We start from the raw sequence: 22,462 nt of genomic DNA, 5'->3' as shown, positions 1-22,462 counted from the left end.
TTACGGGTTGAGGCCCTTGCTGCGCAGCCAGGGCGCCGGGTCGCTCGCCGTGGCGGCGCCGTTGAGGTGCACCTCCAGGTGGAGGTGCGGCCCGGTCACGTTGCCGGTCGCGCCCACGCGGCCGATCACCTCGCCGGTGGAGACCTTCTGCCCGGCGCTGACGTTGATCGAGGACTGGTGGCAGAACCACAGCTCGGTGCCGTCGTCGAGGGTGATGATCGTGCGGTAGCCGTAGGCGCCGGCCCAGCCCGCCTCGGTGACCGTGCCGCTGTGGATGGCCTTGATCAGTGTGCCGGTGGGGGCGGCGAAGTCGAGTCCGGTGTGGTAGCCGGAGGACCACATGGAGCCGGCCTGGCCGAAGGTCCCGGTGATCGTGTACGAGCCGACGGGCAGCGTGTACTGCTTGGCGAGGGCGGCGAGCTTCGCGGCCTCGGCCTTCTTCTTGGCTGCGGCCTCCGCGGCCTTCTTCGCGTCGGCGGCCTTCTGTGCGGCGTCCTTCTCGGCCTTCGCGGCGGCGGCGTCGACCTGCTTGGCGACGGCGGCCTCGGCGGCGGCCTGGGACTTGCCGTCGACCTGGAGCTGCTGGAGCTCGGCCTGTTCCATGATCCGGTTGCGCAGCAGTTCGCCCGCGCCCGAGGTGCCCTTGGCGGTCTCGGTGGTGGTCACGCCGACGCTGCTGAGCGCGGTCGCGGAACCCTTCGGCGTACTGGAGGAGTCGCCCAGGAGATGGCCCACGGAGGGCAGATCGGGCAGGGAGATCGAGACGGGCGGCTTGCCGGTGTTGGCGCTGGCCATCCCGCCGGCGCTCACGGCGGCTATGACACCGACGCCCAGGACGGTGGAGCTGCGGGCGAATCCCCCGCCACCACGCTGCTTGGCGACACGGTGCTTGCCGCGGTTGGGAAGAACGGTCTCCGCGCTGGGGTTCCACTCCTCCCAGGGGCCCTCGTCGGGGCGGAATCCGCCGTAGACGAACGGGGCTTCTGGGGCAGCCTGGTTTGACGCCACGTGGGCGTGCTCCTTTCCTTCCTTCTCGCCTACCGGGTTAGCTGACGGGTTCGGAGCAGGAAGGTCTCCTACGCGCGTCAACCTGCCGTGTTCCCACGGCTGTTGACGAGCGATTCACCCCAAGGTGGTGGTTCCCCGGTTCCCTTGCGGAATTCGGCGCGTGCGCACGGAGCTGTCTCTTGTGACGGCTGGGACGACCGTGCTGCGTTATCGAACGTTAATAGACACGGGCGCCCGTTTCCAAGCCCGTTCGCTTGATCATTAACCTTTCCTTGCAGGACGAAGAGCCCACGAACGGCGAAAAACGGGTGAGTTGACCGGGCGTCGACCGGTCATGGACGGCGTACGGCGATCATCGCCATGTCGTCCGTCATCCCGCCCCCGGCATGGCGGCGCACCTCCTTGGCGAGGATGCCGAGCAGCGCCTCGGGGCTGCGGAAGGTCCGACCGGTCAGCCGCTCCCCGGGGTCGTAGAACACGCCCTGGCAGTCGCGGGCCTCGGACAGGCCGTCGGTGTAGAGGAGCAGGGTGGCGCCGCCGGGGAACGCGAACTCCTCGGCCCGGTCGGGCCGGAAGCCCAACTCCCCCATTCCCAGGGGCAGTGCGGGTTCCTTGACGAGCAGGGTGTCCACGGTGCCGTCGGCGTGCAGGAGCAGCGGCGGCGGGTGGCCGCGGTCGACGATCCGCAGGACGCCGTCGCCGTGCGGGAGTTCGGCGAGGACGGCCGTGGTGAACCCCTCGAACGCGTCGAGCCCGTCCCGCCGGGTGCCCTCGCGGGCCAGCGCCCGCTCCAGCCGCTGGGCGACCGCCTCCAGGGTGGTCTCCTGCTCGGCGGCCTCCCGGAACGCCCCGATGACCACGGCCACGGCGGCGACCGCGCCCATGCCCTTCCCGCGCACGTCGCCGACGACCAGCCGTACGCCGTACGGGGTGTCCTGGACCGCGTACAGGTCGCCGCCGATGAACGCGCCCTCCTGCGCCGCCTCGTAGCGCGCGGCGATCTCGAACCCGCCGATCCGCTCGGCCGGTTCGGGCAGTACGGCGCGCTGGGCGGCCTCGGCGATCTCGCGTACGGAGGCGAGCTGTTCGCTGCTGCGGCGGACGAGGGTGTTGATGAGGACGGCCAGGACGGCGACTGTGGCCACGGTGGCCATCTCGGTGACGGCGTCGATGTGGAGGACGATGCCGAGCCTGATGTGGACCGCGAGGACGACGGCGACCGAGGCCAGGCCGGTGAGGACGGTGCCGCGCCGGGAGTAGAGCGGGGCGGCGACGAGCGGGGCGGCGGTGAAGAACGGGGCCGCCGTGAAGGCCTGCGGGGTGAGGTAGTCGTAGCAGGCGCCGACGATCAGCAGCAGCGCGGGCAGCCGGCGGACGAGGGCGAGGACGCGGGCGGTCCGCCGTCCCTCGTCGGGGCCGAGGCCCGGGTCGGGCACGGGATCGCCGGGCAGGCGCCCGCCGGCTCGCACATACGGACCCTCCTCCACGCGTCCAGTTTTTCCCGGTGGAGGGAGGGCGGCGAGCGGGGTGGGCCGACAGGGGGAGAAGGACGGGGAGAAACACCAAGGGCCGGAATCCATGTTCTGGATTCCGGCCCTTGGCCTTGAGTAGCGGGGACAGGATTTGAACCTGCGACCTCTGGGTTATGAGCCCAGCGAGCTACCGAGCTGCTCCACCCCGCGCCGTTGTGTTCCCAACTATACGCCATCCGCGGGGTCCGATGTCACACACGTTTCAGTCGGCGGGGTTACCGGCGTGCGTGAGGGTCTCCCAGGAGACGAAGAGGTCGTCGCTGCCGGCCGGCCGGGTGGTCTCGGCGAGCTTGTGCGCGGCGGACAGCTTCATGCCGAGCCGGTCCTCCAGGTGGTTGAGCGGAACCTCCAGGTCGGGGCCCATGTTCCGGTCGACCTTGCCGCCGCACAGCCAGGCCGGCGCGGCCTCGCCAAGCTGGTAGCGGGCGTGGAAGTCGAGGGCGGCGGCGAGCCGGTCCTTGACGTCCTTGTAGAGGTCGACGCCCTGGTGCCAGGCGGTCTCGGCGATGTGCCCGGTGGCGGCGAGGGAGTACCCGACGTGCTTGAAGTTGCGGCAGGTCTCCTGGGCGATGCCGTCCTTGAAGGTGGTCTGCTTGAACCAGTACGTCGTGAGTTTCTGCGGGGTGGTGACGGTCGAGCGGGCCGGGGTGAGCGGCACCTTGCCGTCCTTCTCCAGGTAGAAGTAGGCGGGCACGCGGTCGCGGAAGCGGGCGACGGCCGCGTCGAAGGCCTTGTGGTCGTCGAGGAAGACGGCGATGCCGATCGCCGCGTCGGTCATCGCGAGGTCCCAGTTGCCGTTGTAGTCCGGCAGATCCTTCGTCACCTCGGGCTGGTAGGCGGTGCGCAGCATGGTCGCGAACCGCTGCACCCGGTCGTCCGGCCATCCGGCCCCCGGCGTGTACCGCACGATCTCCGCCGCCCGCGCCCAGGTCGACCCGGCCCACGCGGTCTGCAGCCCGGCGTCCTCGGAGGTGTGCTCCTTCATCTTCGCCGACCAGTCGTCCATGATCTCCCGCGCCTTGAGCGCGTGGTGCTCCTTGCCCGTGATGCTGAACAGCAGCGCCTGCGTGTACGCCGCGATCGCGTCCTCGCGCTCCTCGACACACCCGTGCGCGGCCTTGCCGTTCCAGGGGCAGTCGACGTCGGCGTAGGGCTTCGCCGTGTACTTGTACGACCCGTACTTGCTGTCCCGCATCCCGAAGTACGCCTTCAGCCAGGGCTGCTTCCCGGCCGCCACGTTCTTCCGTACGGCGTCCAGCTGCCCCTTGCTGACCAGCACTCCGGGGTGCGTGAACGCCGCACCGGCGGGCAGCGCCCTCGCCATGGTCCGCGTACCGGTGTCCGCCGCCCCGCACGAGGCGAGCAGCCCCACGACCACGGACGCGCCCAGCACCGCCACTGCCCTCATGTGTCCTACCTCCGCCGTTGTCCGCACCGGTCCACTGCGAGCGTGACCCGGTGGGCGGCGGGGCGCAGGATCTGATGGGCCGATCGGTCAACCGTCCAGGACAGACACCTCTCGATTTGCTGTTGTTAATCTTTTCAATTCTAGGTGAGTTACAATCGAGTGGTAAGTAGCCCCCCCCCTCGGGCAGGGCCTCTACGGCCTGCTGTCCCAGGTGCGCGAGTGGGACGCCGAGAAGACCGGCGAGGTCGACGAGGCGCGGGCCCGCTACGACGCGGGGTTGTGACGCCGGGGCGTAACGCACTTGGAAGTGCCTCCTTACGCAGCGGTCGCGGCGCGCCTACCGTTTGAGGGGTTCCATTTAGCAAACGGAAGAGTGAATGCCATGCGCGCAGCAGTCGTCAGGAAGACCCGGGGGACCCGAGGTCGTCGAGGTCCTGGAGGTCCCGCTTCCGGAGCCGGGTCCCTTGGAGGTCCGCGTGAAGGTCGCCGCCGTCGGGCCGGGTGTGCTCCTTGAGGTCGGCACCCCGGTGATCGTGTTCGACGCCCCCGTGCTGCGCCCCACGAAGGCCCAGGCCGAATACCTGGTGACCAACCTCAACTCCCTCGCCCCCGCCCCGGAGGGCATGGACCCGACGCTCGCGGCAACGATCCCGCTCAACACGACGACCGCCTCGCCGGCCCTGGACCACCTCCCGCTGCACCCCCGCGACACCTTGCTGATCACCGGCGCGGGCGGGGCCGTCGGCGGCTACGCCGTGGAGCTGGCCCGGACGCGGGGCGTGCGGATCGTCGCGCAGGGGCGGCCCGAGGACGAGGAGTATCTGCGCTCTCGCGGCGCCACCTGGTTCGTGTCCCGCGACGAGGAACCGGGCGCGGCGGTACGGCAGTTGGTGCCCGGCGGCGTGGACGGCGTGCTCGACGCGGCGCCGCCGGGCGCACCCGCGATGGCGGCCGTCCGGGACGGCGGGGTCTATGTGAGCGTGCGGCTGGACGTGCTGCCGGCGCCGGAGCGGGGCATGGTGGTGCGCCACACCGCCGCCGGTCCCGACGCGCCCCGGCTCGCGTATCTCTCCGCGCTCGCCGAGGTCGGCGTGCTGACACCGCGCGTGGCCGAGGTGTATCCCCTGGCGCGGGCGGCGGAGGCCCACGCCCGGCTGACCCGGGGCGGTCTGCCCGGTCGGATCGTCCTGGTCCCGTGAACACGGGGGCCGGAGCGGGGCGCGGAGGGTAGGTGTCCCGGAAAAGCGTGTCGGTTTCATCGGAAAGTGTCACGCTTTTCTGGAGAAGGGGTCCCGGCTCAGCCGGGCAGATGCCTGTTCGGCGCCTTCGCCCGCTCCTCGTACTCCGGGAGTACGACCACGGAGACCCCCCGCGCCGCCAGCATCCCGCTCCCGTCGGCCCCCGTCACGAACGTGTCCGGCTCGCGCCAGGCCGTCACCACACGTCGTACGCCCGCGTCGAGGATGAGGCGGGCGCAGGGCTTGGGGCGGGAGGCTCGGTGGGTGCAGGGTTCGAGGCTCGTGTAGACCGTGGCAGTCGCGAGGCGCGGGTCCGCCGGGTCCAGCTTGGCGAGGGCCGCCTCCTCCGCGTGGACCACCGGGTCACCGGCCTCGCGGGAGTGGCCGCGGGCCAGTTCCGTGCCGTCCGCCGCGACCACCACCGCGCCGACGCTGAACGCCGTCTCCGAGGGCGGGCAGTCGGCGGCCAGCTCGCAGGCGAGGGCGAGCCAGTGGTGGTCGGCGGCGGCGGGGAGGTCGCCGGTGCCGGGGGCGGTGGGTTCGTAGCGCATGAGGACGACGTCCTCGATGGGGCGGGTCTCCAGCAGGCGCAGGCGGCCCGACTGGTAGGTGCCAGGGCCGAAGAGGCGGGGGGCGTCCGGGGTGCCCACGAAGAGGGGGGCCAGGACGAGTTGGAGTTCGTCGGCCAAGCCCTGCTGGAGGAGCTGGGTGTGGATCGTGCCGCCGCCCTCGACCATCAGGCGGTCAACTCCCCTGACGGAGTGCAGGTGTTCAAGGAGCAGGCGCCAGTCGAGTTCGGGGCCGAGGGCGAAGACGTCGGCGGCGAGGCCGAGTTGACGGGCTCGCTCCGCTCCCTTGTCCGTCGTGAGGACGAGCTTGTCGCCGCCCGTGTGCCAGAAGTTGGCGCTCGGGTCCAGGTCGCCGGAGCCACTGACCGTGACCTTGAGGGGGTACTCCGGCTTACCGGCGGCGATGCGGGCCGCGCGGCGCTCCGGGGAGTTCACGAGCAGGCGCGGGTTGTCCGCGCGGATCGTGCCGGCGCCGATGAGGATCGCGTCCACGGACGCGCGGACCTCGTCGACGCGGTCGAAGTCGGCGAGGCTGGAGAGGAGCAGCCGGTCGGGGCCGGTGTCGTCGAGGTAGCCGTCGAGGGAGACGGCGGCGGACAGCAGGACGTGGGGCAGGGACATCGACGCGCTCTCTCCTGGAGACCGGCGGGGTCTGGTGGAACGGCGGGGCTTGGTGGAACGGCGGGGCTTGGTTCAAGTTTGAAACAAACCTACACTGGGGGCATGACGACTCGCTGGCTCACCGCAGAGGAGCAGCGCGCCTGGCGCGCGTACATCGCCGCGACGCACCTCCTGGAGGACGCGATCGACCGGCAGCTCCAGCAGGAGGCCGGCATGCCCCACCTGTACTACTCCATCCTCGCCAACCTCTCCGACGCACCGGACCACCGGCTGCGGATGACCGACCTCGCCGAGAAGTCGAAGATCACCCGGAGCCGGCTGACGTACGCCGTGACCCGGCTGGAGAAGGACGGGCTGGTGCGGCGGGAGGGCTGCCCGTCGGACAAGCGGGGCAGTACGGCGATCCTGACCGACGAGGGGATGGCCGTGCTGGTGCGTTCGGCGCCGGGGCATGTCGAGACCGTCCGCGCCGCGATCTTCGACCATCTCACGCCGGAGCAGGTGGGACAGCTGGAGGAGATCAGTACGGGCATCGCGCGGGCGCTGGAGACACCGGAGGACGTGCCGTGGCGCCGCCGCTCCACGCCTCCGTGTTCGTGAGCCGTCACACAAATCTGTTGCTTCAAATTTCAAGCATGAGGTAGGGTCCGTGATCGTGGATGTGCTTCAGTTTTGAAACACATCGCTACCTCACCCTTCGGACTCGGAGACCCGCATGCCCGACTTCCCCGCCGCCACCCCGCGTGCCCGCGTCCGGGTACCGCTGCGCTTCCACGACGGCTACAGCGTCGACACCGAACTCGTCACCTTCCACGGCCTGACCGACGGCCTGGAACACCTCGCGGTCGTCCTCGGCGATCCAGCACCGGGAACCACACCGCTGGTCCGGCTGCACTCCGAGTGCCTCACCGGAGACGTCTTCGGCTCCGCCCGCTGCGACTGCGGACCCCAGCTGCGCGAGGCCGTCGAGCGCATCGCCGACCGCGGCGGAGTCCTGCTCTACCTGCGCCAGGAGGGCCGGGGCATCGGCCTCTACAACAAGCTCGACGCGTACGCCCTCCAGGACCAGGGCCTCGACACCTACGCCGCCAACACCGCGCTCGGCCTCCCCGAGGACGCCCGCGACTACACGGCCGCCGCCCAGATGCTCCAGGCCCTGGGCATCACCTCCCTGGACCTGCTCTCCAACAACCCCGACAAGGCCGACCAGTTGCGCGGCCTGGGCATCGACGTGCACGACCGGGTGCCGACGGGAGTGTTCACCACGCCCCACAACGTCCGGTATCTACGCGCGAAGGTCCTGCAGACCCACCACACGCTGCCGCTGGGCCGCCTGACGGAACTCAACGTGGGCTGAGCCGCGGGCCGATGGTGTAGCGGGCTACACCATCCATTCGGGAGGGCACTCCCTCGTGGCGGAAGGCCGTCGGCGGAAGTGTTGAGACCACGATCACGCACTCGATCCGGATCTCGACCGACCGCCGACGTGGAGGCCTTCCCCAGCCATGGCTACTCTCCTCTATCACTTGGGCCGCGTGGCCTTCCGGTGGCGCTGGTTCGTCACCCTCCTGTGGGTGGCGGTCCTCGGCGCCGTCGGATTCGCCGCCACCAAGGCCCCCACCGCTCCCGACGACGGCTTCACGATGCCGGGCATCGAGTCGCAGAAGGCCTTCGACCTGCTGGAGCAGCGCTTCCCGGGCACGGCGGCGGACGGCGCGAGCGCGCGGATCGTCTTCGTCGCCCCGAACGGCGAGAAGGTCACCGCGACCGAGAACAGGGCCGCGATCGAGAAGCTGGTGACGGAGGCCGCCGACGGTTCCCAAGTCGCCTCCGCGGTCGACCCGTTCGCCGCGAAGGCGGTGAGCAAGGACGCGTCGACGGCGTACTCGACCGTCACCTTCAAGGTGACGGCCGACGACCTCACCGGGGCCGCCAAGACCCATCTGGAGCGGGCCGTCGACACGGCCCGGGACGCGGGCCTGACCGTCGAGGTCGGCGGCGACGCGCTCGCCACCCAGCCCGCGGCGGGCGGCAGCGCCGAGGCCATCGGCATCGCGATAGCCGCAGTGGTCCTGCTCATCACCTTCGGCTCACTGGCCGCCGCGGGACTTCCGCTCCTCACCGCGATCCTCGGCGTCGGCATCAGCATGTCCGCGATCCTCGCCCTGGGCAGCGCCTTCGGCCTCTCGGAGACCACCGGCACCCTCGCCACGATGCTCGGCCTGGCCTGCGGCATCGACTACGCGCTCTTCGTCGTATCGCGCTACCGCGAGGAACGGGCGAAGGGCCACGCGCCCCGTGAAGCGGCCGGACTGGCCGCCGGTACGGCGGGTTCGGCGGTCGTCTTCGCCGGCCTGACCGTCGTGATCGCACTCGCCGGACTCTCGGTGGTCGGCATCCCGATGCTGACGAAGATGGGCCTCGCGGCGGCCGGCGCGGTCCTCCTCGCCGTCCTGATCTGCCTCACCCTGGTCCCCGCGGTCCTCGGATTCTGGCCGAACGCCGTCCTCTCCCGCCGCGACCGCAAGCAGAAGGCCAAGCGCGGCAACGGCGAGAACGGCGGCAGCCGTTGGGCCCGGATCGTCGTACGCCGCCCGATCCCCGTCCTGCTGCTCGGCGTCGTGGGCCTCGGCGCGATGGCGCTGCCCGCCCTCGGCCTCCAGCTCGGCATGCCCGGCGACGAGGCCAAGTCCACCGCCACCACCGAACGCCGCGCCTACGACGACCTCGCCGAAGGCTTCGGCCCCGGCTTCAACGGCCCCCTGACCATCGTCGTGGACGCCAAGAAGGCCGCCGACGCGAAGACCGCCGTAGCGACGATCTCGAAGGAGATCGCGGCCACGGACGGAGTGGTCTCCGTCTCACCGGCCCGCTTCAACTCGGCGGGCGACACAGCGGTGTTCTCCGCGACCCCCGCCACCAGCCCCACCGACGAGAAGACCAAGCAGCTCGTCCAGACGATCCGCGACGAACGGCCGGACATCGCGGCTGACGCGGGCGCGAGCTTCGAGGTCACCGGGACGACCGCGCTGAACATCGACGTGGCACAGAAGGTCCAGGACGCGCTGATCCCGTATCTGGCGCTGGTGGTGGGCCTGGCGATCGTGCTGCTGCTCCTGGTCTTCCGCTCGCTGCTCGTGCCGCTCAAGGCGGCGCTCGGCTTCCTCCTCTCGGTCCTCGCGGCGCTCGGCGCGGTGGTCGCGGTCTTCCAGGAGGGGCACCTGGCCTCCTGGCTGGGAGTCGACCAGACCGGCCCGATCATGAGCCTGATGCCGATCTTCCTGGTGGGCATCGTCTTCGGACTCGCCATGGACTACGAGGTGTTCCTGGTCTCCCGGATGCGCGAGGCGTACGTCCACGGGGACGGCCCCGGCCAGGCGGTGGTGTCGGGATTCCGGCACAGCGCCCGGGTGGTCGTGGCCGCCGCGCTGATCATGATGGCGGTGTTCTCGGGCTTCATCGGCGCGGGCGCCTCGATGGTCAAGATGATCGGCTTCGGACTGGCCGTGGCGGTCCTGTTCGACGCGTTCGTGGTCCGGATGGCGATCATGCCCGCGGTGCTTTCCCTGCTGGGCCACAAGGCCTGGTACCTCCCCGGCTGGCTCGACCGGATCCTCCCCCGCATGGACGTCGAGGGCGAGGCCCTGAGCCGCAAGGTCCCCGCACCGGTCGCCGACACCCCGGCCCCGCACCTCACCCCGGTCCCCTAGGGACCCCCCGAACCGGGGCCGCCGAGAGCGGAGGCGGCCCCGCGGCGCCCGGATCCCGTGCGGACGGGGATCGGGCGCAAGTCCCGGGCCCGCCGACGGAGCACTCCCCCCGCCCGTCGCCGGGCCCGCGGACGTCCACAGTCCACAACTCACCAGCCGGAGACGGCAAGAGAGGGCACTTCGATGAAAACCTCAGTGCAGGCCGGGGTGGCCGGGCTCCTCGCCTGCGGCACACTGCTCACGGTGGTCCTGGTCACCCGCGACGGCGACGACAACCACACCGGCGTCACCTACTCGACCACGGCCAAGGGCCCGTACGTGGCCCTCGGCGACTCCTACACCGCCGGCCCCGGCATCACCGACCCCACCGGCACGCCCGCCGGCTGCGACCGCTCCGCCGGCAACTACCCGGCCCTCGTGGCCGCCGAACTCGGCCTGAAGGGCGCCAAGTTCCGCGATGTGAGCTGCAGCGGCGCCACGACGTCCGACCTCACCGCATCCCAGCACACCGACAACGGCACCAAGCCGCCCCAGCTCAGGGCGCTTTCGTCGGACACCCGCCTGGTGACGGTCGGCATCGGCGGCAACGACATCGGCTTCAGCAAGCTGATCAAACGCTGCGTCGCCATGGGTGCCCTCTACCAACTCACCGGCAGCGGCAAGTACTTCACGGAGGACGCACCCTGCGCACGCGACGCCGGCACCGGCTCCGGCTCCGACACCGGCTCCGACTCCGTAGAAAAGAAGCTCACCGCGGCGGGCGACCGGCTCACCCGGATCCTGGCCGAGGTGAAACGCCGCGCCCCAGAGGCCCGCGTCTACATCGTCTCCTACCCGGCGATCCTCCCGGCCGACAGGGCCGACTGCGGCCGCGGAATGTCCCTCGCCCCGGGCGACGTGACCTACCTCCGCGAGAAGGAGCAGCAGCTCAACACCGCACTGCGCCAACGGGCTTCGGAGGCGGGGGTCGGCTACGTCGACACGTACACCCCCTCCACCGGCCACAACGCCTGCACGGCGAAGAACACCCGCTGGATCGAACCGCTCGTACCGGAGAATCCGGCGGCACCGGTGCATCCGAATGCCCGGGGGGAGCGGGGGATGGCGGATGCGGTGCTGCGGGCGATGAGGTCGGCGTTGTAGGAAGTGCCGGCCGGTGGAGGTCAGCTGTGCGCCCGGGCGGTGAGACAGGGGTCCCGGCGGAGGACCTCGCGGCCGCCGAAGAGGGTACCGACGGCGAATCCGGCGACCGGCAGGAGCAGCACACCGACGCGCATCGCGAGATCCGCCGCGCCGAACAGCCCGGGCAGATCACGCACCCGGTCGGACACGGCGGCGGACGAAAACCCCTTGTCCTGAAGGGACTTGGTGACGGCGGCCACCTCCCGCTGGTGCTCGACGACCACGACGGCGGACTGGGCCCGCGACCCCCGCCGCCGTGGTGAGCAGAGCGGCGAGAACGGTGAGGGTGGGCAACACCCGGCGCAACGAACGCCGGTCGCGCTTCCAGGTGTGGAAACTCCACAGACTCCAGCGGCTCATCCGCGCGTCTCCTCACGCACGCCCGACAGCACACCCTCGTCGAGTACATACCGCTGATCGCAGACCTCGGCGACGGCGGACGCATGCGTCACGAGCAGCACGGCCGCACCCCGGGTACGCGGCTCTCGTGGCGTCGGCCGAAGCGGGTTCACACCTGAGAGGTAACGCGGGGCTCCGCCTACTCCCACCCGTACGGAGACACCTGCGGTGCGACGCCGTCCAGGTACTGCCGTAGGGCCTGTCCGTTTCCTCGTACGAACTTCTCGGGTACGGCGTCGACTTGGAACCATCGGACCTGCGCGTGCTTGTGGGGTTCGCGGTTCTCGGGCTCGCCGGACCACTTGTCGGCGACGAAGACGACGGTGAGGAAGCCGTGCGGTGCGTCCACTCCGGCGGCGGCGTGGATGAGGTGCACGACCTTCAGGGACTCCGGCGCCACGACGATCCCGGTCTCCTCGTACAGCTCGCGCACGGCGGTCTCGGTGACGGGCTCGCCGGGTTCGTTCTTGCCGGCGGGGAGGTCCCACATGCCCCGGCCGAACGTGGCCCGCTCACCCCGCTGGATGAGGACGACCCGGCCCCCGGCCCGGTCGTGGACGATGACGGCGGCGACGAGAAGGGTCATACGGCGATTCCGAGTTCCGCCAGCAGACCGCGTACCCGCCGCTCGATCTCCTCACGGACGGGCCGTACGGCGTCCACTCCCCGGCCCGCCGGATCGTCGAGCTGCCAGTCCAGGTACCGCTTGCCGGGGAAGACGGGGCAGGCGTCCCCGCAGCCCATCGTGATCACCACGTCCGAGGACCGCACGGCCTCGGTGGTGAGCACCTTCGGCGTCTCGGCCGATACGTCGATCCCCACTTCCGCCATGGCAGCCACCACCGCCGGGTTGACCGCGTCGGCGGGGGCCGAGCCCGCCGACCGGACCTCGACCCGGTCACCGGCGAGGTGGGTGAGGAAGGCGGCGCCCATCTGGGAACGGCCGGCGTTGTGGACACAGACGAACAGGACTGACGGACGCGGGGCGGCGGAACTCGGGGGCATGGCTGGTGTCCTTGCGGTCAGGAGGGGGCGAGTTCGGGTTCGGGCTCGGAGCCGGGCGCGGGTTCGGAGCCGGGGTCGGGTTCGGAGCCGGGGTCGGGTTCGGAGCCGGGGTCGGGTTTGCTGTGCGGGACGGCCGCGTCCGCCGTACGGACCGGACGCTCGCACACGACGGCCACGGCGGCCAATCCGACCACGGCGCCCAGCAGTTGGGCCCCGACGAACGGTGCGACCGACCCCGGCGCGATCCCGGCGAAGGTTTCGGTGAAGGCGCGGCCGACGGTGACGGCGGGGTTCGCGAAGGAGGTCGAGGAGGTGAACCAGTAGGCGGCCCCGATGTAGGAGGCCACGGCCGCCGGGGCCAGGGAGGCGCGTCCGACCCGCTCCAGTCCGAGGACGAGCAGGATCAGCCCGGCCGTGGCGACGGCCTCCCCCAGCCACAGATGACCGGCGAACCGGTCGTGGCCGGAGAACCGCACCAACGGCTCGGCGAACATGGCATCCGCCAGCACCGCGCCCGCGATCGCCCCGCCGACCTGCGCCGGAACATAGGCGGCGACCTCCCACGGCCCCGGCCCTGTGCCGTCACGACGGCCGGCGAACCAGGCGGCGAGGGTGACGGCCGGGTTGAAGTGCGCGCCGGAGACCGGCCCGAGCAGCGTGATCAGTACGCCCAGGCCGAAGACGGTGGCGAGCGAGTTGGCGAGCAGTTGTACGCCGACGTCGTGCGACAGCTGCGTCGCCTGGATGCCGGAGCCCACGACCACCGTGACCAGCAGTCCGGTCCCGATCGCCTCGGCGGCGACCCGGCGACCGAGGGACGCGGTCATGCCTGCGTGCCTTCCGCGGTCCGCGCCGTCGTCAGAAACGTGGCGAGCCGGTCCAGGACGCCGGGCAGCGCCCAGTAGTACACCCAGGTCCCGCGGCGTTCGCAGTCGATGAGGCCGGCCTGGCGCAACAGCTTGAGGTGGTGGGAGATCGTCGGCTGCGACAGGTCGAAGGCCGGTGTCATCTCGCACACGCAGACCTCGCCGCCCTCCCGCGAGGCGATCATCGACAGCAGCCGCAGGCGCACGGGATCGCCAAGTGCCTTGAAGACCCTGGCCAGTTCCGTGGCGCGCTCGTCGTCCAGTGGCGCGGTGGCCAGGCCCGGGCAGCACGCGGCGTCCCGACCGGTCACTTCACCGGTCGCTTCAAGGACCCCGAGCTCTTGTTTCGACATACCTCTATGTTGACGTCTTTCGATACAAGGCGCAAGCTTGCATCAACGAACATCAATACAAGCTGGTCCACGCCACCCAACCCGACCCCACCCGCCTGACCCACCTCACCCACCTCACCCGGGAGCGACCCCATGAGCGACGAACACTCCACCGACCTGCGTGAAACCGTCCGCAAGCACTACGCCGCCTCGGCCCTCAAGGTCACCGAGGGCGGCACGGCCTGCTGCGGCCCCACGCCCGTCGAGATCGACGACAACTTCGGCTCGGCCCTCTACCCCAGCGCCGACCGGGACACCCTCCCCGCCGAAGCGGTCGCTGCCTCCCTCGGCTGCGGCAACCCCACCGCCGTAGCCGAACTCCGCGAGGGCGAACGCGTGTTGGACCTCGGTTCCGGCGGCGGCATCGACGTCCTGCTCTCCGCCCGCCGCGTCGGCCCGACCGGCAAGGCGTACGGGCTGGACATGACCGAGGAGATGCTCGCCCTCGCCATCGGCAACGCGGAACGCACCGGCGCCACCAACGTGGAGTTCCTCAAGGGCACCATCGAGGCGGTCCCCCTGCCCGCGAACACGATCGACGTGGTCATCTCCAACTGCGTGATCAACCTGTCCGTCGACAAGGCCGCCGTCTTCGCCGAGACCTTCCGCGTCCTGCGCCCCGGCGGCCGTATCGGCGTCTCGGACGTCGTCGCCGACGACACCCTCGCCCCCGCACAGCGCGCGGAACGCGGCGACCACGTCGGCTGCATCGCGGGCGCGCTGTCCTTCAGCGAGTACCGCACCGGCCTCGAAGCCGCCGGCTTCACCGACGTGGACATCACCCCGACCCACCCCGTCGCGGACGGCATGCACTCGGCGATCGTCCGCGCGACAAAGCCGGCGGCGAGCTGACCCGGGGACGACAACAGCCCGGCGTCCGGAGGGCGTTGGGACTCGCCGGATGCCCGGCCGGGTGGTGATGATGTGGTAACCACGACTGCCCGCCTCCTCGTCCGCCGGCTTCTCCTTCAGCGTCACGCTCCGCGGTACACCAGGTCCGACTTCACCGACAGGGCGACTCCCGCGACCACGGCCCCGAGCCCATAGCCCAGCGCCCGCAACGAGCCGATGACGCCGAACCACCGCTCGCGGGAGTGGCCGCCGGGATCACGGTCGGACAGATTGCTGACGAGGGTGAAGGCGGAGGACCAGAAGGCCCGTTGCCCCAGCGACGCGACGGTCGCGGCCAGGAGGATCCCAGCGCCGTCGCGCACCACGAGGTACCCAAGGAAGCCCGCCGCCTGCAGCAACTGCGCCACCAACACGACCGGCTTGGGCCCGTGCCGGTGTGGTCGCCTACTGACTGGAGGGGCTGGACCGGTTGGACCCGTTGGACCCGTTGGACCCGTTGGAGCGGCATCGTGGACAGAGCCCGGTGAGTTCGACGGTGTGCTCGACCTCCGCGAAACCGGAGGCTTCGGCCACCCCCTCGGCCCAGCGCTCGACCGCCTCGGAGTCGACCGGGGTGCCCAACCCGCAGACACGGCACAGCAGATAGTGCTGGTGCTCGGGGAACGGCCGGTGCCGGAAGAGCCGTTCACCGCCCCGGTCGCGTACGACGTCGGCGCGGCCGGCGCCCACCAGCGCGGCCAGGGTGCGGTAGACGGTGTTGAGGCCCACGCGGGCACCGCCGGCCTCCAGGATGCCGTGCAGGGCGCGGGCGCCGACGAAGCCGCCGTGGTTGATCAACGCCCTTACAACATAGGCGCGTTGGGCGGTGCGGCGGCCGATGAGGGCCAGGTCGTCGGCCGGCCCGCCCATCACACCGCCACGAGGCCGGCGCGGGTGCGCGGCCGGCGTACGGCGACGAGAGCGACCGCGTAGACGGCCGTGGCGACGGCCATGATGGCGAAGCTGGGCGGCAGTTGGGGGACGCGGTAGCTCAGGGCGAGGCCCGTCCACATCTCCGCGACCGCCAGTCCCGCGGACAGGGCGAGGGCGTGATACGGCCGGTCGGTGAGCCGTTGGGCCGCGCCCGCGGGGGCGGCGAGCAGGCCGAGCAGCAGCAACGAGCCGACCGCCTGGGTGGCCTCGGCCGCACAGGCGCCGACCAGGACCAGGAAGGCGAGGCCGAGCAGTCGTACCGGCACCCGGCGGGCCGTCGCCACCGCCTCGTCGACGGAGGCGAAGAGCAGCGGGCGGGCGACCGCGAGCACGGCGAGGCAGATGACGCCCGCGACAACGGCCGCCAACTGCGCCTGCCCGGCGGAGAGTCCGAAGATCGAGCCGAAGAGGACGTTGACGCCGGCGGTGCCGTTCCCGGTGTTGCGGGACGTGGTGTAGAGGGTGAGGAAGAAGACGCCCAGGCCCAGGATCCAGGAGAAGAGGCTGCCGATGACGATGTCGTCGGCGCGACTGCGGCGGCCCAGCGCGCCGAGCACCACGGCGAACAGCACGGTCGCCGCGAACAGCCCCCACCGCAGGTCGTAGCCGAACGCGAGGGCCGCGAGCGCCCCGGTGAACGCGACGTGGCTGAGCGCGTCGCCGGTGAACACCTGGGCGCGCAGCACCAGGAAGTACCCCACGAGCCCGGCCGCCAGGGCGATCGCGGTACCGGCCAACAGGGCGTGCGTGAAGTACGGGTGAGTGAAGGCGCTCATGCGACAGCACCCGCTGTCTTGGGGCGGTGTCCGCCGAGGGCCGTGGAGAGAGTGCGGGCCGTACGGGCCAGGACGTAGACCGCGAAGGCGAAGGTCGTCACGTAGAAACCGATCGGGTACGGCGAGTAGTAGGCGGCGATCAGCCCGGTCCAGGTCACCGCGAGCGCGATCACCACCGAGAGCGCCAGGCTCGACGCGGGCCGTGCGGTGAGCTGTTGGGCGGCCGCCGCGGGCATCACCAGCAGGGCGAACACCAGCAGCGTGCCGGTGATCTGGCCGGCCTCCGCGGTCGCCGCTCCGAGCAGCACGAGGAAGGCCACGGACAGGGCGCGTACCGGCACCCCGCGTCCGGCGGCGACGTCCTCGTCGACGGAGGCGAACAGCAGCGGTCGTCCGATGACCGCCAGCACGCCGAGCGCGAGGGCCGCCACGACCGTCAGCACGGTCACCTGGACGGTGGTGATGCCCAGGAAGCTGCCGAACAGAAGGGAGTTGACCCCGCCGAGAAACCCCTTGTAGAGGGCGACGAAGAGGAATCCGCAGGCCAGCAGGAACGCCTGGACGGTGCCGGTGAGTGCCGACTCCTGCCCTCCCCCGCCCTCCCCGGCGCGCGGGATGGCGGCGATCACCAGGGCGCCCCCGACGCAGAACGCGAAGTAGCCGAAGCCCGCGCCGATGCCCAGCAGGGTCGCGCAGGCCGCGCCGGGAAAGCTGACCACGGCCAGGGTGTGGCCGGCGAAGCTCTGCCGGCGCAGCACCATGAACCAGCCCATCACGGCGGCCAGTACGGCCACGACCGTACCCGCCCGGAAGGCGTTGACCATGAACGGGAACACCCAGATCTGCTGGAGGTCGGTCACCGGATTCCACGACCAACCGGCGCCCGTGTCAGCCCAGTTCACGGCGGCCTCCCTCGGCGTGCCGGTCGGTGCGGCGGGCGGGCGCCTCGGGCTGGCCGACGACGACCAGCCGCCCGTCGCTGGTCCGCAGCACCTCCACGGGCACGCCGTACAGCCGCGACAGCGTCCCCGTGGTGATCACGTCCTCCGGCCGTCCGGCGACCGCACCGCCCTCGGCGATGTACACCACCCGGTCCAGCCACGGCAGGATCGGGTTGACGTCGTGCGCGACCATGACGACGCCGACGCCCGCCTCCCGGCAGATCCGCCCGATCAGCGCGGCGACCGCGCCCTGATGGGACAGGTCGAGACTGTCCAACGGCTCGTCCAGGAGCAGCAGTTCGGGATCACGGACGAGCGCCTGGGCGATCAGCAGCCGCTGCTGCTCGCCGCCGGAGCACTCGCCGATCGGCCGGTGCGCGTACGCGCTCGCCCCGACCAGTTCGACGACCTCGGCGACACGGTCGCGGGCCGCCCGCCGCCGGGCACCGAACCGGCCGGGCAACGGCAGCGGCACGCCCCAGCGGGCGCCGTCGAGGCCCAGCCGCACGATGTCGGTGCCACGGATGCGCAGGCTCGCGTCGAAGCTGCGCCGCTGCGGCAGATAGCCGATGCGGTGCCCCGCCCGGCCGGGTGCCTCGCCCAGGACGCCGACCTCGCCGGCGGCCGGAGGCAGGATGCCGAGCAGCATCTTGACCAGGGTCGACTTCCCGACCCCGTTGGGACCGAGGACGGCCACGAACTCCCCGGTGCCGACCTCCAGATCGACCCCCGACCACAGGGTCCGGCCGCCGACGCGCACACCGGCGCCGCGCAGCGACACGAGGGGGGAGCGCGGTGGCTGTGGTGCGGCCGGTCGCGCGGGGACGCGGTGCCGGGCCGGGCCGCCCGGCCGGGAGGCGGCCGGATTCACGGTGCTCACCTGCCCGTCGCCTGCCCCAGGGCCTTCTCGATGCCCTGCAACTGCCGTACCTGCCACGCCTGGAAGGTGGCTCCGGCCGGCGTGAGGGTCTCGGTCACGGTCGCGACCGGGATGCCCTTCGCCTTGGCGGCCTTGACCTGGGCCTGCACGTCCGGGGTGGCGTTCTGGCTGTTGTAGACGTACACCTTGATCAGCTTCCGGCTGATCTGCCGGTCGATCACCTGCTTGTCCTCGGCCGTCGGGTCGGTGCCCTCACTGATGGCGTCGAGGAAGGACTCGGGCGTCAGCATCTTCAGGCCGAGCCCTTCGGCGAGCGGGGTCACGATGGACTCCGAGGCGCCGACGGGGGTGTTGGCGTACCTGCTCCTGATGTCGGCGATCAGCTTGTCGTAGGGCGCGAGGGTCCTGGTCTCGAAGGTCGACTTCCGCGCGTCGAAGTAGGCAGCGTCGGCCGGGTCGAGCTTCTTGTAGTCGGCGGTGATCTTCTCGATCACCCGGTGGACGTCGTCCGGCGAGTACCAGCGGTGCGGGTTGCCGCCCGGCTTGATGCCGACCAGGTCACCGACCTTCAGATCGGTACGGCCGCTCTCGGGGTTCGCGGACAGCAGCTTGTCCGCCCAGGCGTCGTAGCCGATGCCGTTGACGATCGTGTACCGCGCCCCGGCCACGAGCCGGCCGTCCGCCGCGGTCGGTTCGTAGTCGTGCGGGTCGGCGTTCGGGTTGTCGATGATGCTCTCGACCTGCACGTGGGTGCCGCCGAGTTGGGTGGCGATACTCCCCCAGAAGTTCTCCGCCGCTACGACCTTGATGGTCTTGCCGGCCGTCGTCGAACCGGCATTGGCGGTGTCGGAGGAGGCGGAAGTGGAGCAGCCGCTGGTGATGGCCAGTACGACGCCGGTGGCCAGGGTGGCGGCGATCAGGCGGGGGGAGCGGGGGGCGGAGCGGGATATCGGGGTGCCGGTGGTGCGCACGACTCGGTCTCCTTGAGGGGCTGAGGGCTCACAGGGGGCGGGGTCCTGTGGAGCGGGGGGCGCCTCCGACCGTAGATGGAAATGATTGTCACTACTAGAGAGGGGGTTATCTCTAATGAAAATCATTATGGAAACTTGACCTGGGCGGTGCCCGTTGCGGGGGCTTCGGGGGGTGAGGGAGGGGGTGAGAACGGGGCTCGGGCGAGGGCAACCGGCCCTGGTGACCACACCCGTTGCGGCTCACTACACTCCGGCGATGAACAACATACGGTGCACCCAATGCGGTGCGGTGGGGCTGGAGCCGGGCTTCGTCGAAGAATCCGGACAAGGCGCTCGCGGGTTCGCGCGGTGGATCGCAGGCCCTCTTCAGCGAGGCCCGCTCGGCAATGCCAGGAAGATGGGCCGACCGCGTTGGCAGATCGACGCCTATCGCTGCCCCACCTGCGCACACCTGGAACTGTTCGCCGCCCAGCCGGACTGACAGTGCGCGCTGGAGCACGGGGAATGTCCGGGCTTGTCCCGTCCGGCCGGTGACAAGGTCCCGCATGCGAGGTGCCCGCGGGTGGCCTTCGAGGGCCGCGCGGCTCTCCCGGCGCTCGAAGGTGACGAACGCGCCGCCGCACACGTCCGCTGCGTCGGGACCCGGTTCGGGCCGCTCCAGCTGGCGCCACAGACGCATGCGCGGCGCGGCGGGGTGGCGGGTCAGGTAGTCGAACACGCGGCCCGCGTAGCCCGGCAGGTCGTCCTCGGCGAGCGGCACCGCGTATCGCCGACGACACCGAGTTCGGCCTGTCCGGCGCCGTCCACAGCAGCGACACCGAGCACACCCCGCGCGTGGCCCGGCGGATCAACTCCGGCGCGGCGAACCTGAACAACGGCATCACCGTCGACATCGGCATGCCGTGCGGCGGCGTCAAGCAGTCCGGCTACGGCCGCGAACTCGGCCCCGAGGGACTGGACGCCTTGAGAAGCGGCTCCGTACGCCCGCGAGTCCGGTCGAGGAAGCCGGCTCAAATCCGTCCGGTCAACCACACCGCGGCCGGTGACCACGTCATCGTCTCGTAGCGCTTGCGGTTGTTCCATTGCCGAGAGCCGACGCCTCCTGGGCTGCGACGCCGGCGGTGTCGGCCATGGCTCCGCCGCGAACACGCCGTAGCCGCCTTTCCAGGCAATTGCATGTGAGAGTGAATCGATCCGCAGTAAATATTACTGCGGACAGCACAGCTCAGGCATATCCCGAGCAATGCACGGACCACCCACCTTCCTTCGGCCCGGCAAGCACGGAATAACGTGATACGGCGACTTGGCCGCGCCGGGTGGATCACACACCGCCGGTGTCTCGCGATCAGGTCCCTCGTGCATCGGAAAAGTGCAGGCGGTGGCCGGGTTCTCGCCAAAGACCCAAAGATCACGAAGTCGATTCCCTCGCCAGACACCCACAGACACGACCGCCTTCCGTGGGGACGCGCGGGGGCTTCTCGCGGTGCCTTCCGCTCCGTCGGCCGCGCCGGGCGGTCACACCCGGCGAGAATTATTGTTTTGTAACCACCTGGCCCATTAGGAATTTCTATGTATTTCGTGGGACCACTTGGGGAAAAAATCGGTCGGCCCATTCCTCGGTAATATGCCAGCGCCAGAAACAGGCGATTCTGTGCGACCGGGAACCGCCAAGAACATCCCCTCAAAGGAGTTGGCCCCTCGATAACGCTGAATATCCCTGAAGCGCCGCTACGGCGCACCATGTCGGTGTGGCTCGCGGCGGTGACGGCCGTGGTGATCGCCGCTGTCGTGCTCGCGATGACGCCGACACGCGCAAGTGCCGTTGCCACACCCGTACCTCTCGGTACGGCGACCAGCTTCGCCGTACTGGCCGGTTCACAGGTCACCAACACCGGGCCCTCGTCGATCACCGGTGATCTCGGAGTGTCGCCGGGAACGGCCATCACCGGATTTCCGCCCGGCACTGTGATCGGGGCCCAGCACTCCGCGGACGCGGTGGCGCTCCAGGCCAAGAGCGACCTGGTCACGGGGTACAACAACGCCGCCGGACAGGCACCGGACGTCACCTACCCGACCGCTCCCGACCCCGTGGAGCTCGGTGGCAGGACGCTGGATCCGGGTGTCTACAAGGCGCCCATCTCCGCGGGAATCACCGGCACACTCACGCTCGACGCGCACGGTGACCCCAATGCCGTATGGGTCTTCCAAATCGGTTCGACGCTGACGACGGCGTCCGGCAGCAACGTGTCGCTCGTCAACGGCGCCTCGCCGTGCAACGTGTACTGGCAGATCGGCAGTTCGGCCACGCTCGGCACCAACTCCACGTTCGTGGGCACCATCATGGCCCAGGAATCGATCACCGTCACGACGGGAACGACCATCGCCGGCCGTGCGCTGGCCCGTACCGGCGCCGTGACGCTGGACAACAACACGATCAACCGCGGTACGTGTGCCGCCGGCGGAACCACCGGTGGTCTGGTCACTGGCGGTGTCGTGGCCGGTGCCACGTCGGGCGGCGCCACGGCGGGCACGACCGGAAGCACCACGGTCGGCGTCATCGGCGGCGTGCCGACGGGTGGCGGAACCGGCGGTCTCCTCGGCGGTGTGCTGACGTCGGGCGGAACCACCGGCGGCGTGCTGGGCGGTGTCATCGCGGGCGCCACCACCAGCGGTACCACCGGCGCCACCACGGCCGGTACCAACGGTGGTGCGACAGCCGGCTCGACCGGCGGCTCGACCGGCGGAAACGGCCATCACGATCACGGCCACAAGCCCGGCGGCCACGATCACGGCCACAAGCCCGGCGGCCATGACCACGGCGGCAAGCCCGAGAAGCCCCACACGCCCGAGGGCTACGGCAACGATCACGAGGGCCACCACAAGAAAGCTGCCTAGCTTCCCTTGAGCGAGCAGGACGAGCAGGACCAGCGGCGCGCGACGGATCGTGGTCGATTCAGTCGCGCGCCGCTGGCGCGATCTCAGGAGCCCGCGATCTCAGGAGAGACAGATCTCAGGAGAGACAGTGAGAGAAGCCAGGATGGAAAGCCGGGACGGGACGACCCCTCCGCGCCGATGGTCTTCGAAGCCTCCCCCCATCCCTCTGAAGGCGGCCGTCCCCCTCAAGGCGGGAACCAGCGCCG

At 70.7% G+C, this 22,462-nt stretch carries 24 protein-coding genes, 1 tRNA gene and 1 riboswitch; of the genes, 9 read left to right on the top strand and 16 right to left on the bottom strand.

Features of this window, described 5'->3' with window-relative positions; genetic code table 11:
• From ACWDEW_RS13365 to ACWDEW_RS13350, 4 genes are all read right to left on the bottom strand, one after another.
• On the bottom strand, positions 1 to 1,008 hold the full coding sequence (locus ACWDEW_RS13365; protein WP_450512404.1) for a M23 family metallopeptidase: 1,008 nt from the start codon (positions 1,006 to 1,008) through the stop codon (positions 1 to 3).
• 11 nt (positions 1,009 to 1,019) lie between these two features.
• Positions 1,020 to 1,177, bottom strand: a riboswitch (cyclic di-AMP (ydaO/yuaA leader).
• Between the two features lie 163 nt (positions 1,178 to 1,340).
• Positions 1,341 to 2,477, bottom strand: a complete 1,137-nt coding sequence (locus ACWDEW_RS13360; protein WP_450512403.1) for a PP2C family protein-serine/threonine phosphatase — start codon at positions 2,475 to 2,477, stop codon at positions 1,341 to 1,343.
• Between the two features lie 139 nt (positions 2,478 to 2,616).
• Positions 2,617 to 2,690 (bottom strand) — tRNA-Met (locus tag ACWDEW_RS13355).
• A gap of 52 nt (positions 2,691 to 2,742) precedes the next feature.
• Positions 2,743 to 3,948, bottom strand: coding sequence for an alginate lyase family protein (locus ACWDEW_RS13350; protein WP_450512401.1), 1,206 nt, complete (start codon positions 3,946 to 3,948; stop codon positions 2,743 to 2,745).
• A 476-nt stretch (positions 3,949 to 4,424) separates the two neighbouring features.
• Between ACWDEW_RS13350 and ACWDEW_RS13345 the strand changes: the two genes are divergently transcribed.
• Positions 4,425 to 5,147, top strand: coding sequence for a zinc-binding dehydrogenase (locus ACWDEW_RS13345; RefSeq protein ID WP_450512399.1), 723 nt, complete (start codon positions 4,425 to 4,427; stop codon positions 5,145 to 5,147).
• 98 nt (positions 5,148 to 5,245) lie between these two features.
• On the opposite strand, the gene ACWDEW_RS13340 is transcribed toward ACWDEW_RS13345, so the two are convergent.
• The gene (locus tag ACWDEW_RS13340; protein WP_450512397.1) at positions 5,246 to 6,376 is read right to left on the bottom strand and encodes a dihydrofolate reductase family protein; all 1,131 of its coding nucleotides are present in this window, start codon (positions 6,374 to 6,376) and stop codon (positions 5,246 to 5,248) included.
• A 102-nt stretch (positions 6,377 to 6,478) separates the two neighbouring features.
• Here ACWDEW_RS13340 and ACWDEW_RS13335 point away from each other — a divergent pair, with 102 nt between their 5' ends.
• The 4 genes from ACWDEW_RS13335 (at position 6,479) to ACWDEW_RS13320 (ending at position 11,229) form a co-directional block, all read left to right on the top strand.
• Positions 6,479 to 6,976, top strand: coding sequence for a MarR family winged helix-turn-helix transcriptional regulator (locus tag ACWDEW_RS13335; protein ID WP_450512395.1), 498 nt, complete (start codon positions 6,479 to 6,481; stop codon positions 6,974 to 6,976).
• A gap of 115 nt (positions 6,977 to 7,091) precedes the next feature.
• Positions 7,092 to 7,733 (top strand): GTP cyclohydrolase II, encoded by a 642-nt coding sequence (locus tag ACWDEW_RS13330; protein ID WP_359616264.1) that lies wholly within the window; start codon positions 7,092 to 7,094, stop codon positions 7,731 to 7,733.
• 148 nt (positions 7,734 to 7,881) lie between these two features.
• Positions 7,882 to 10,086 carry an MMPL family transporter gene (locus ACWDEW_RS13325; protein WP_450512392.1) on the top strand — a complete coding sequence of 735 codons (2,205 nt, stop codon included), beginning with the start codon at positions 7,882 to 7,884 and terminating at the stop codon, positions 10,084 to 10,086.
• Positions 10,087 to 10,269: 183 nt separating this feature from the next.
• Positions 10,270 to 11,229: an SGNH/GDSL hydrolase family protein gene (locus ACWDEW_RS13320; RefSeq protein ID WP_450512390.1), complete on the top strand. Its 960-nt coding sequence runs from the start codon at positions 10,270 to 10,272 to the stop codon at positions 11,227 to 11,229.
• 20 nt (positions 11,230 to 11,249) lie between these two features.
• Here the strand turns inward: ACWDEW_RS13320 and ACWDEW_RS13315 are convergent, their stop codons facing one another.
• The 5 genes from ACWDEW_RS13315 to ACWDEW_RS13295 all read right to left on the bottom strand — a co-directional run bounded on the left by ACWDEW_RS13315 (position 11,250) and on the right by ACWDEW_RS13295 (position 13,891).
• A complete protein-coding gene (locus tag ACWDEW_RS13315) occupies positions 11,250 to 11,492 on the bottom strand; it encodes a hypothetical protein (RefSeq protein ID WP_450512389.1) in 243 nt (80 codons plus the stop codon).
• 314 nt (positions 11,493 to 11,806) lie between these two features.
• Positions 11,807 to 12,253 (bottom strand): NUDIX domain-containing protein, encoded by a 447-nt coding sequence (locus ACWDEW_RS13310; protein WP_450512387.1) that lies wholly within the window; start codon positions 12,251 to 12,253, stop codon positions 11,807 to 11,809.
• Positions 12,250 to 12,672 (bottom strand): arsenate reductase ArsC, encoded by a 423-nt coding sequence (locus tag ACWDEW_RS13305; protein WP_450512385.1) that lies wholly within the window; start codon positions 12,670 to 12,672, stop codon positions 12,250 to 12,252. The genes ACWDEW_RS13310 and ACWDEW_RS13305 overlap by 4 nt, the downstream gene beginning before the upstream one ends.
• Before the next feature lie 17 nt (positions 12,673 to 12,689).
• Positions 12,690 to 13,499: an aquaporin gene (locus ACWDEW_RS13300; RefSeq protein WP_450512384.1), complete on the bottom strand. Its 810-nt coding sequence runs from the start codon at positions 13,497 to 13,499 to the stop codon at positions 12,690 to 12,692.
• Positions 13,496 to 13,891, bottom strand: coding sequence for an ArsR/SmtB family transcription factor (locus tag ACWDEW_RS13295; protein ID WP_450512382.1), 396 nt, complete (start codon positions 13,889 to 13,891; stop codon positions 13,496 to 13,498). Before ACWDEW_RS13295 ends, ACWDEW_RS13300 begins: the two co-directional genes overlap by 4 nt.
• A 132-nt stretch (positions 13,892 to 14,023) precedes the next feature.
• Here ACWDEW_RS13295 and arsM point away from each other — a divergent pair, with 132 nt between their 5' ends.
• Positions 14,024 to 14,782 carry an arsenite methyltransferase gene (gene arsM / locus ACWDEW_RS13290; protein ID WP_450512380.1) on the top strand — a complete coding sequence of 253 codons (759 nt, stop codon included), beginning with the start codon at positions 14,024 to 14,026 and terminating at the stop codon, positions 14,780 to 14,782.
• Positions 14,783 to 14,904: 122 nt separating this feature from the next.
• Here arsM and ACWDEW_RS13285 read toward each other — a convergent pair whose 3' ends face one another.
• The 6 genes from ACWDEW_RS13285 to ACWDEW_RS13260 form a co-directional block, all read right to left on the bottom strand.
• A complete protein-coding gene (locus ACWDEW_RS13285) occupies positions 14,905 to 15,189 on the bottom strand; it encodes a hypothetical protein (protein ID WP_450512378.1) in 285 nt (94 codons plus the stop codon).
• 37 nt (positions 15,190 to 15,226) lie between these two features.
• On the bottom strand, positions 15,227 to 15,691 hold the full coding sequence (locus tag ACWDEW_RS13280; RefSeq protein WP_450512376.1) for a Fur family transcriptional regulator: 465 nt from the start codon (positions 15,689 to 15,691) through the stop codon (positions 15,227 to 15,229).
• A complete protein-coding gene (locus ACWDEW_RS13275; RefSeq protein WP_450512374.1) occupies positions 15,691 to 16,530 on the bottom strand; it encodes a metal ABC transporter permease in 840 nt (279 codons plus the stop codon). The genes ACWDEW_RS13280 and ACWDEW_RS13275 overlap by 1 nt, the downstream gene beginning before the upstream one ends.
• Positions 16,527 to 17,432 carry a metal ABC transporter permease gene (locus ACWDEW_RS13270; RefSeq protein ID WP_450512372.1) on the bottom strand — a complete coding sequence of 302 codons (906 nt, stop codon included), beginning with the start codon at positions 17,430 to 17,432 and terminating at the stop codon, positions 16,527 to 16,529. The genes ACWDEW_RS13275 and ACWDEW_RS13270 overlap by 4 nt, the downstream gene beginning before the upstream one ends.
• A complete protein-coding gene (locus tag ACWDEW_RS13265) occupies positions 17,419 to 18,252 on the bottom strand; it encodes a metal ABC transporter ATP-binding protein (protein ID WP_450512450.1) in 834 nt (277 codons plus the stop codon). Before ACWDEW_RS13265 ends, ACWDEW_RS13270 begins: the two co-directional genes overlap by 14 nt.
• 95 nt (positions 18,253 to 18,347) lie before the next feature.
• Positions 18,348 to 19,322: a metal ABC transporter solute-binding protein, Zn/Mn family gene (locus ACWDEW_RS13260; RefSeq protein ID WP_450512370.1), complete on the bottom strand. Its 975-nt coding sequence runs from the start codon at positions 19,320 to 19,322 to the stop codon at positions 18,348 to 18,350.
• Positions 19,323 to 19,611: 289 nt separating this feature from the next.
• Here ACWDEW_RS13260 and ACWDEW_RS13255 point away from each other — a divergent pair, with 289 nt between their 5' ends.
• The 3 genes from ACWDEW_RS13255 to ACWDEW_RS13245 all read left to right on the top strand — a co-directional run bounded on the left by ACWDEW_RS13255 (position 19,612) and on the right by ACWDEW_RS13245 (position 22,217).
• Entirely contained in the window at positions 19,612 to 19,803 is a 192-nt protein-coding gene (locus ACWDEW_RS13255) for a hypothetical protein (RefSeq protein ID WP_442811829.1), read from the top strand.
• Positions 19,804 to 20,087: 284 nt separating this feature from the next.
• Positions 20,088 to 20,387 carry an aldehyde dehydrogenase family protein gene (locus tag ACWDEW_RS13250; protein WP_450512448.1) on the top strand — a complete coding sequence of 100 codons (300 nt, stop codon included), beginning with the start codon at positions 20,088 to 20,090 and terminating at the stop codon, positions 20,385 to 20,387.
• A gap of 636 nt (positions 20,388 to 21,023) precedes the next feature.
• Entirely contained in the window at positions 21,024 to 22,217 is a 1,194-nt protein-coding gene (locus tag ACWDEW_RS13245) for an ice-binding family protein (protein WP_450512446.1), read from the top strand.
• Positions 22,218 to 22,462: the final 245 nt, after the last annotated feature.

This window comes from Streptomyces sp. NPDC001100, assembly GCF_053598575.1.
Note: the sequence above shows the minus strand (reverse complement) of the source record. Positions and strands in the feature narration are given on the sequence as shown.

Coding starts and splice junctions, on each gene's coding strand:
- ACWDEW_RS13350 (WP_450512401.1), bottom strand. CDS start 3,948: ATGAGGGCAGTGGCGGTGCTGGGCGCGTCCGTGGTCGTGGGGCTGCTC.
- ACWDEW_RS13340 (WP_450512397.1), bottom strand. CDS start 6,376: ATGTCCCTGCCCCACGTCCTGCTGTCCGCCGCCGTCTCCCTCGACGGC.
- ACWDEW_RS13335 (WP_450512395.1), top strand. CDS start 6,479: ATGACGACTCGCTGGCTCACCGCAGAGGAGCAGCGCGCCTGGCGCGCG.
- ACWDEW_RS13330 (WP_359616264.1), top strand. CDS start 7,092: ATGCCCGACTTCCCCGCCGCCACCCCGCGTGCCCGCGTCCGGGTACCG.
- ACWDEW_RS13325 (WP_450512392.1), top strand. CDS start 7,882: ATGGCTACTCTCCTCTATCACTTGGGCCGCGTGGCCTTCCGGTGGCGC.
- ACWDEW_RS13320 (WP_450512390.1), top strand. CDS start 10,270: ATGAAAACCTCAGTGCAGGCCGGGGTGGCCGGGCTCCTCGCCTGCGGC.
- ACWDEW_RS13310 (WP_450512387.1), bottom strand. CDS start 12,253: ATGACCCTTCTCGTCGCCGCCGTCATCGTCCACGACCGGGCCGGGGGC.
- ACWDEW_RS13305 (WP_450512385.1), bottom strand. CDS start 12,672: ATGCCCCCGAGTTCCGCCGCCCCGCGTCCGTCAGTCCTGTTCGTCTGT.
- ACWDEW_RS13300 (WP_450512384.1), bottom strand. CDS start 13,499: ATGACCGCGTCCCTCGGTCGCCGGGTCGCCGCCGAGGCGATCGGGACC.
- ACWDEW_RS13295 (WP_450512382.1), bottom strand. CDS start 13,891: ATGTCGAAACAAGAGCTCGGGGTCCTTGAAGCGACCGGTGAAGTGACC.
- arsM (WP_450512380.1), top strand. CDS start 14,024: ATGAGCGACGAACACTCCACCGACCTGCGTGAAACCGTCCGCAAGCAC.
- ACWDEW_RS13280 (WP_450512376.1), bottom strand. CDS start 15,691: ATGGGCGGGCCGGCCGACGACCTGGCCCTCATCGGCCGCCGCACCGCC.
- ACWDEW_RS13275 (WP_450512374.1), bottom strand. CDS start 16,530: ATGAGCGCCTTCACTCACCCGTACTTCACGCACGCCCTGTTGGCCGGT.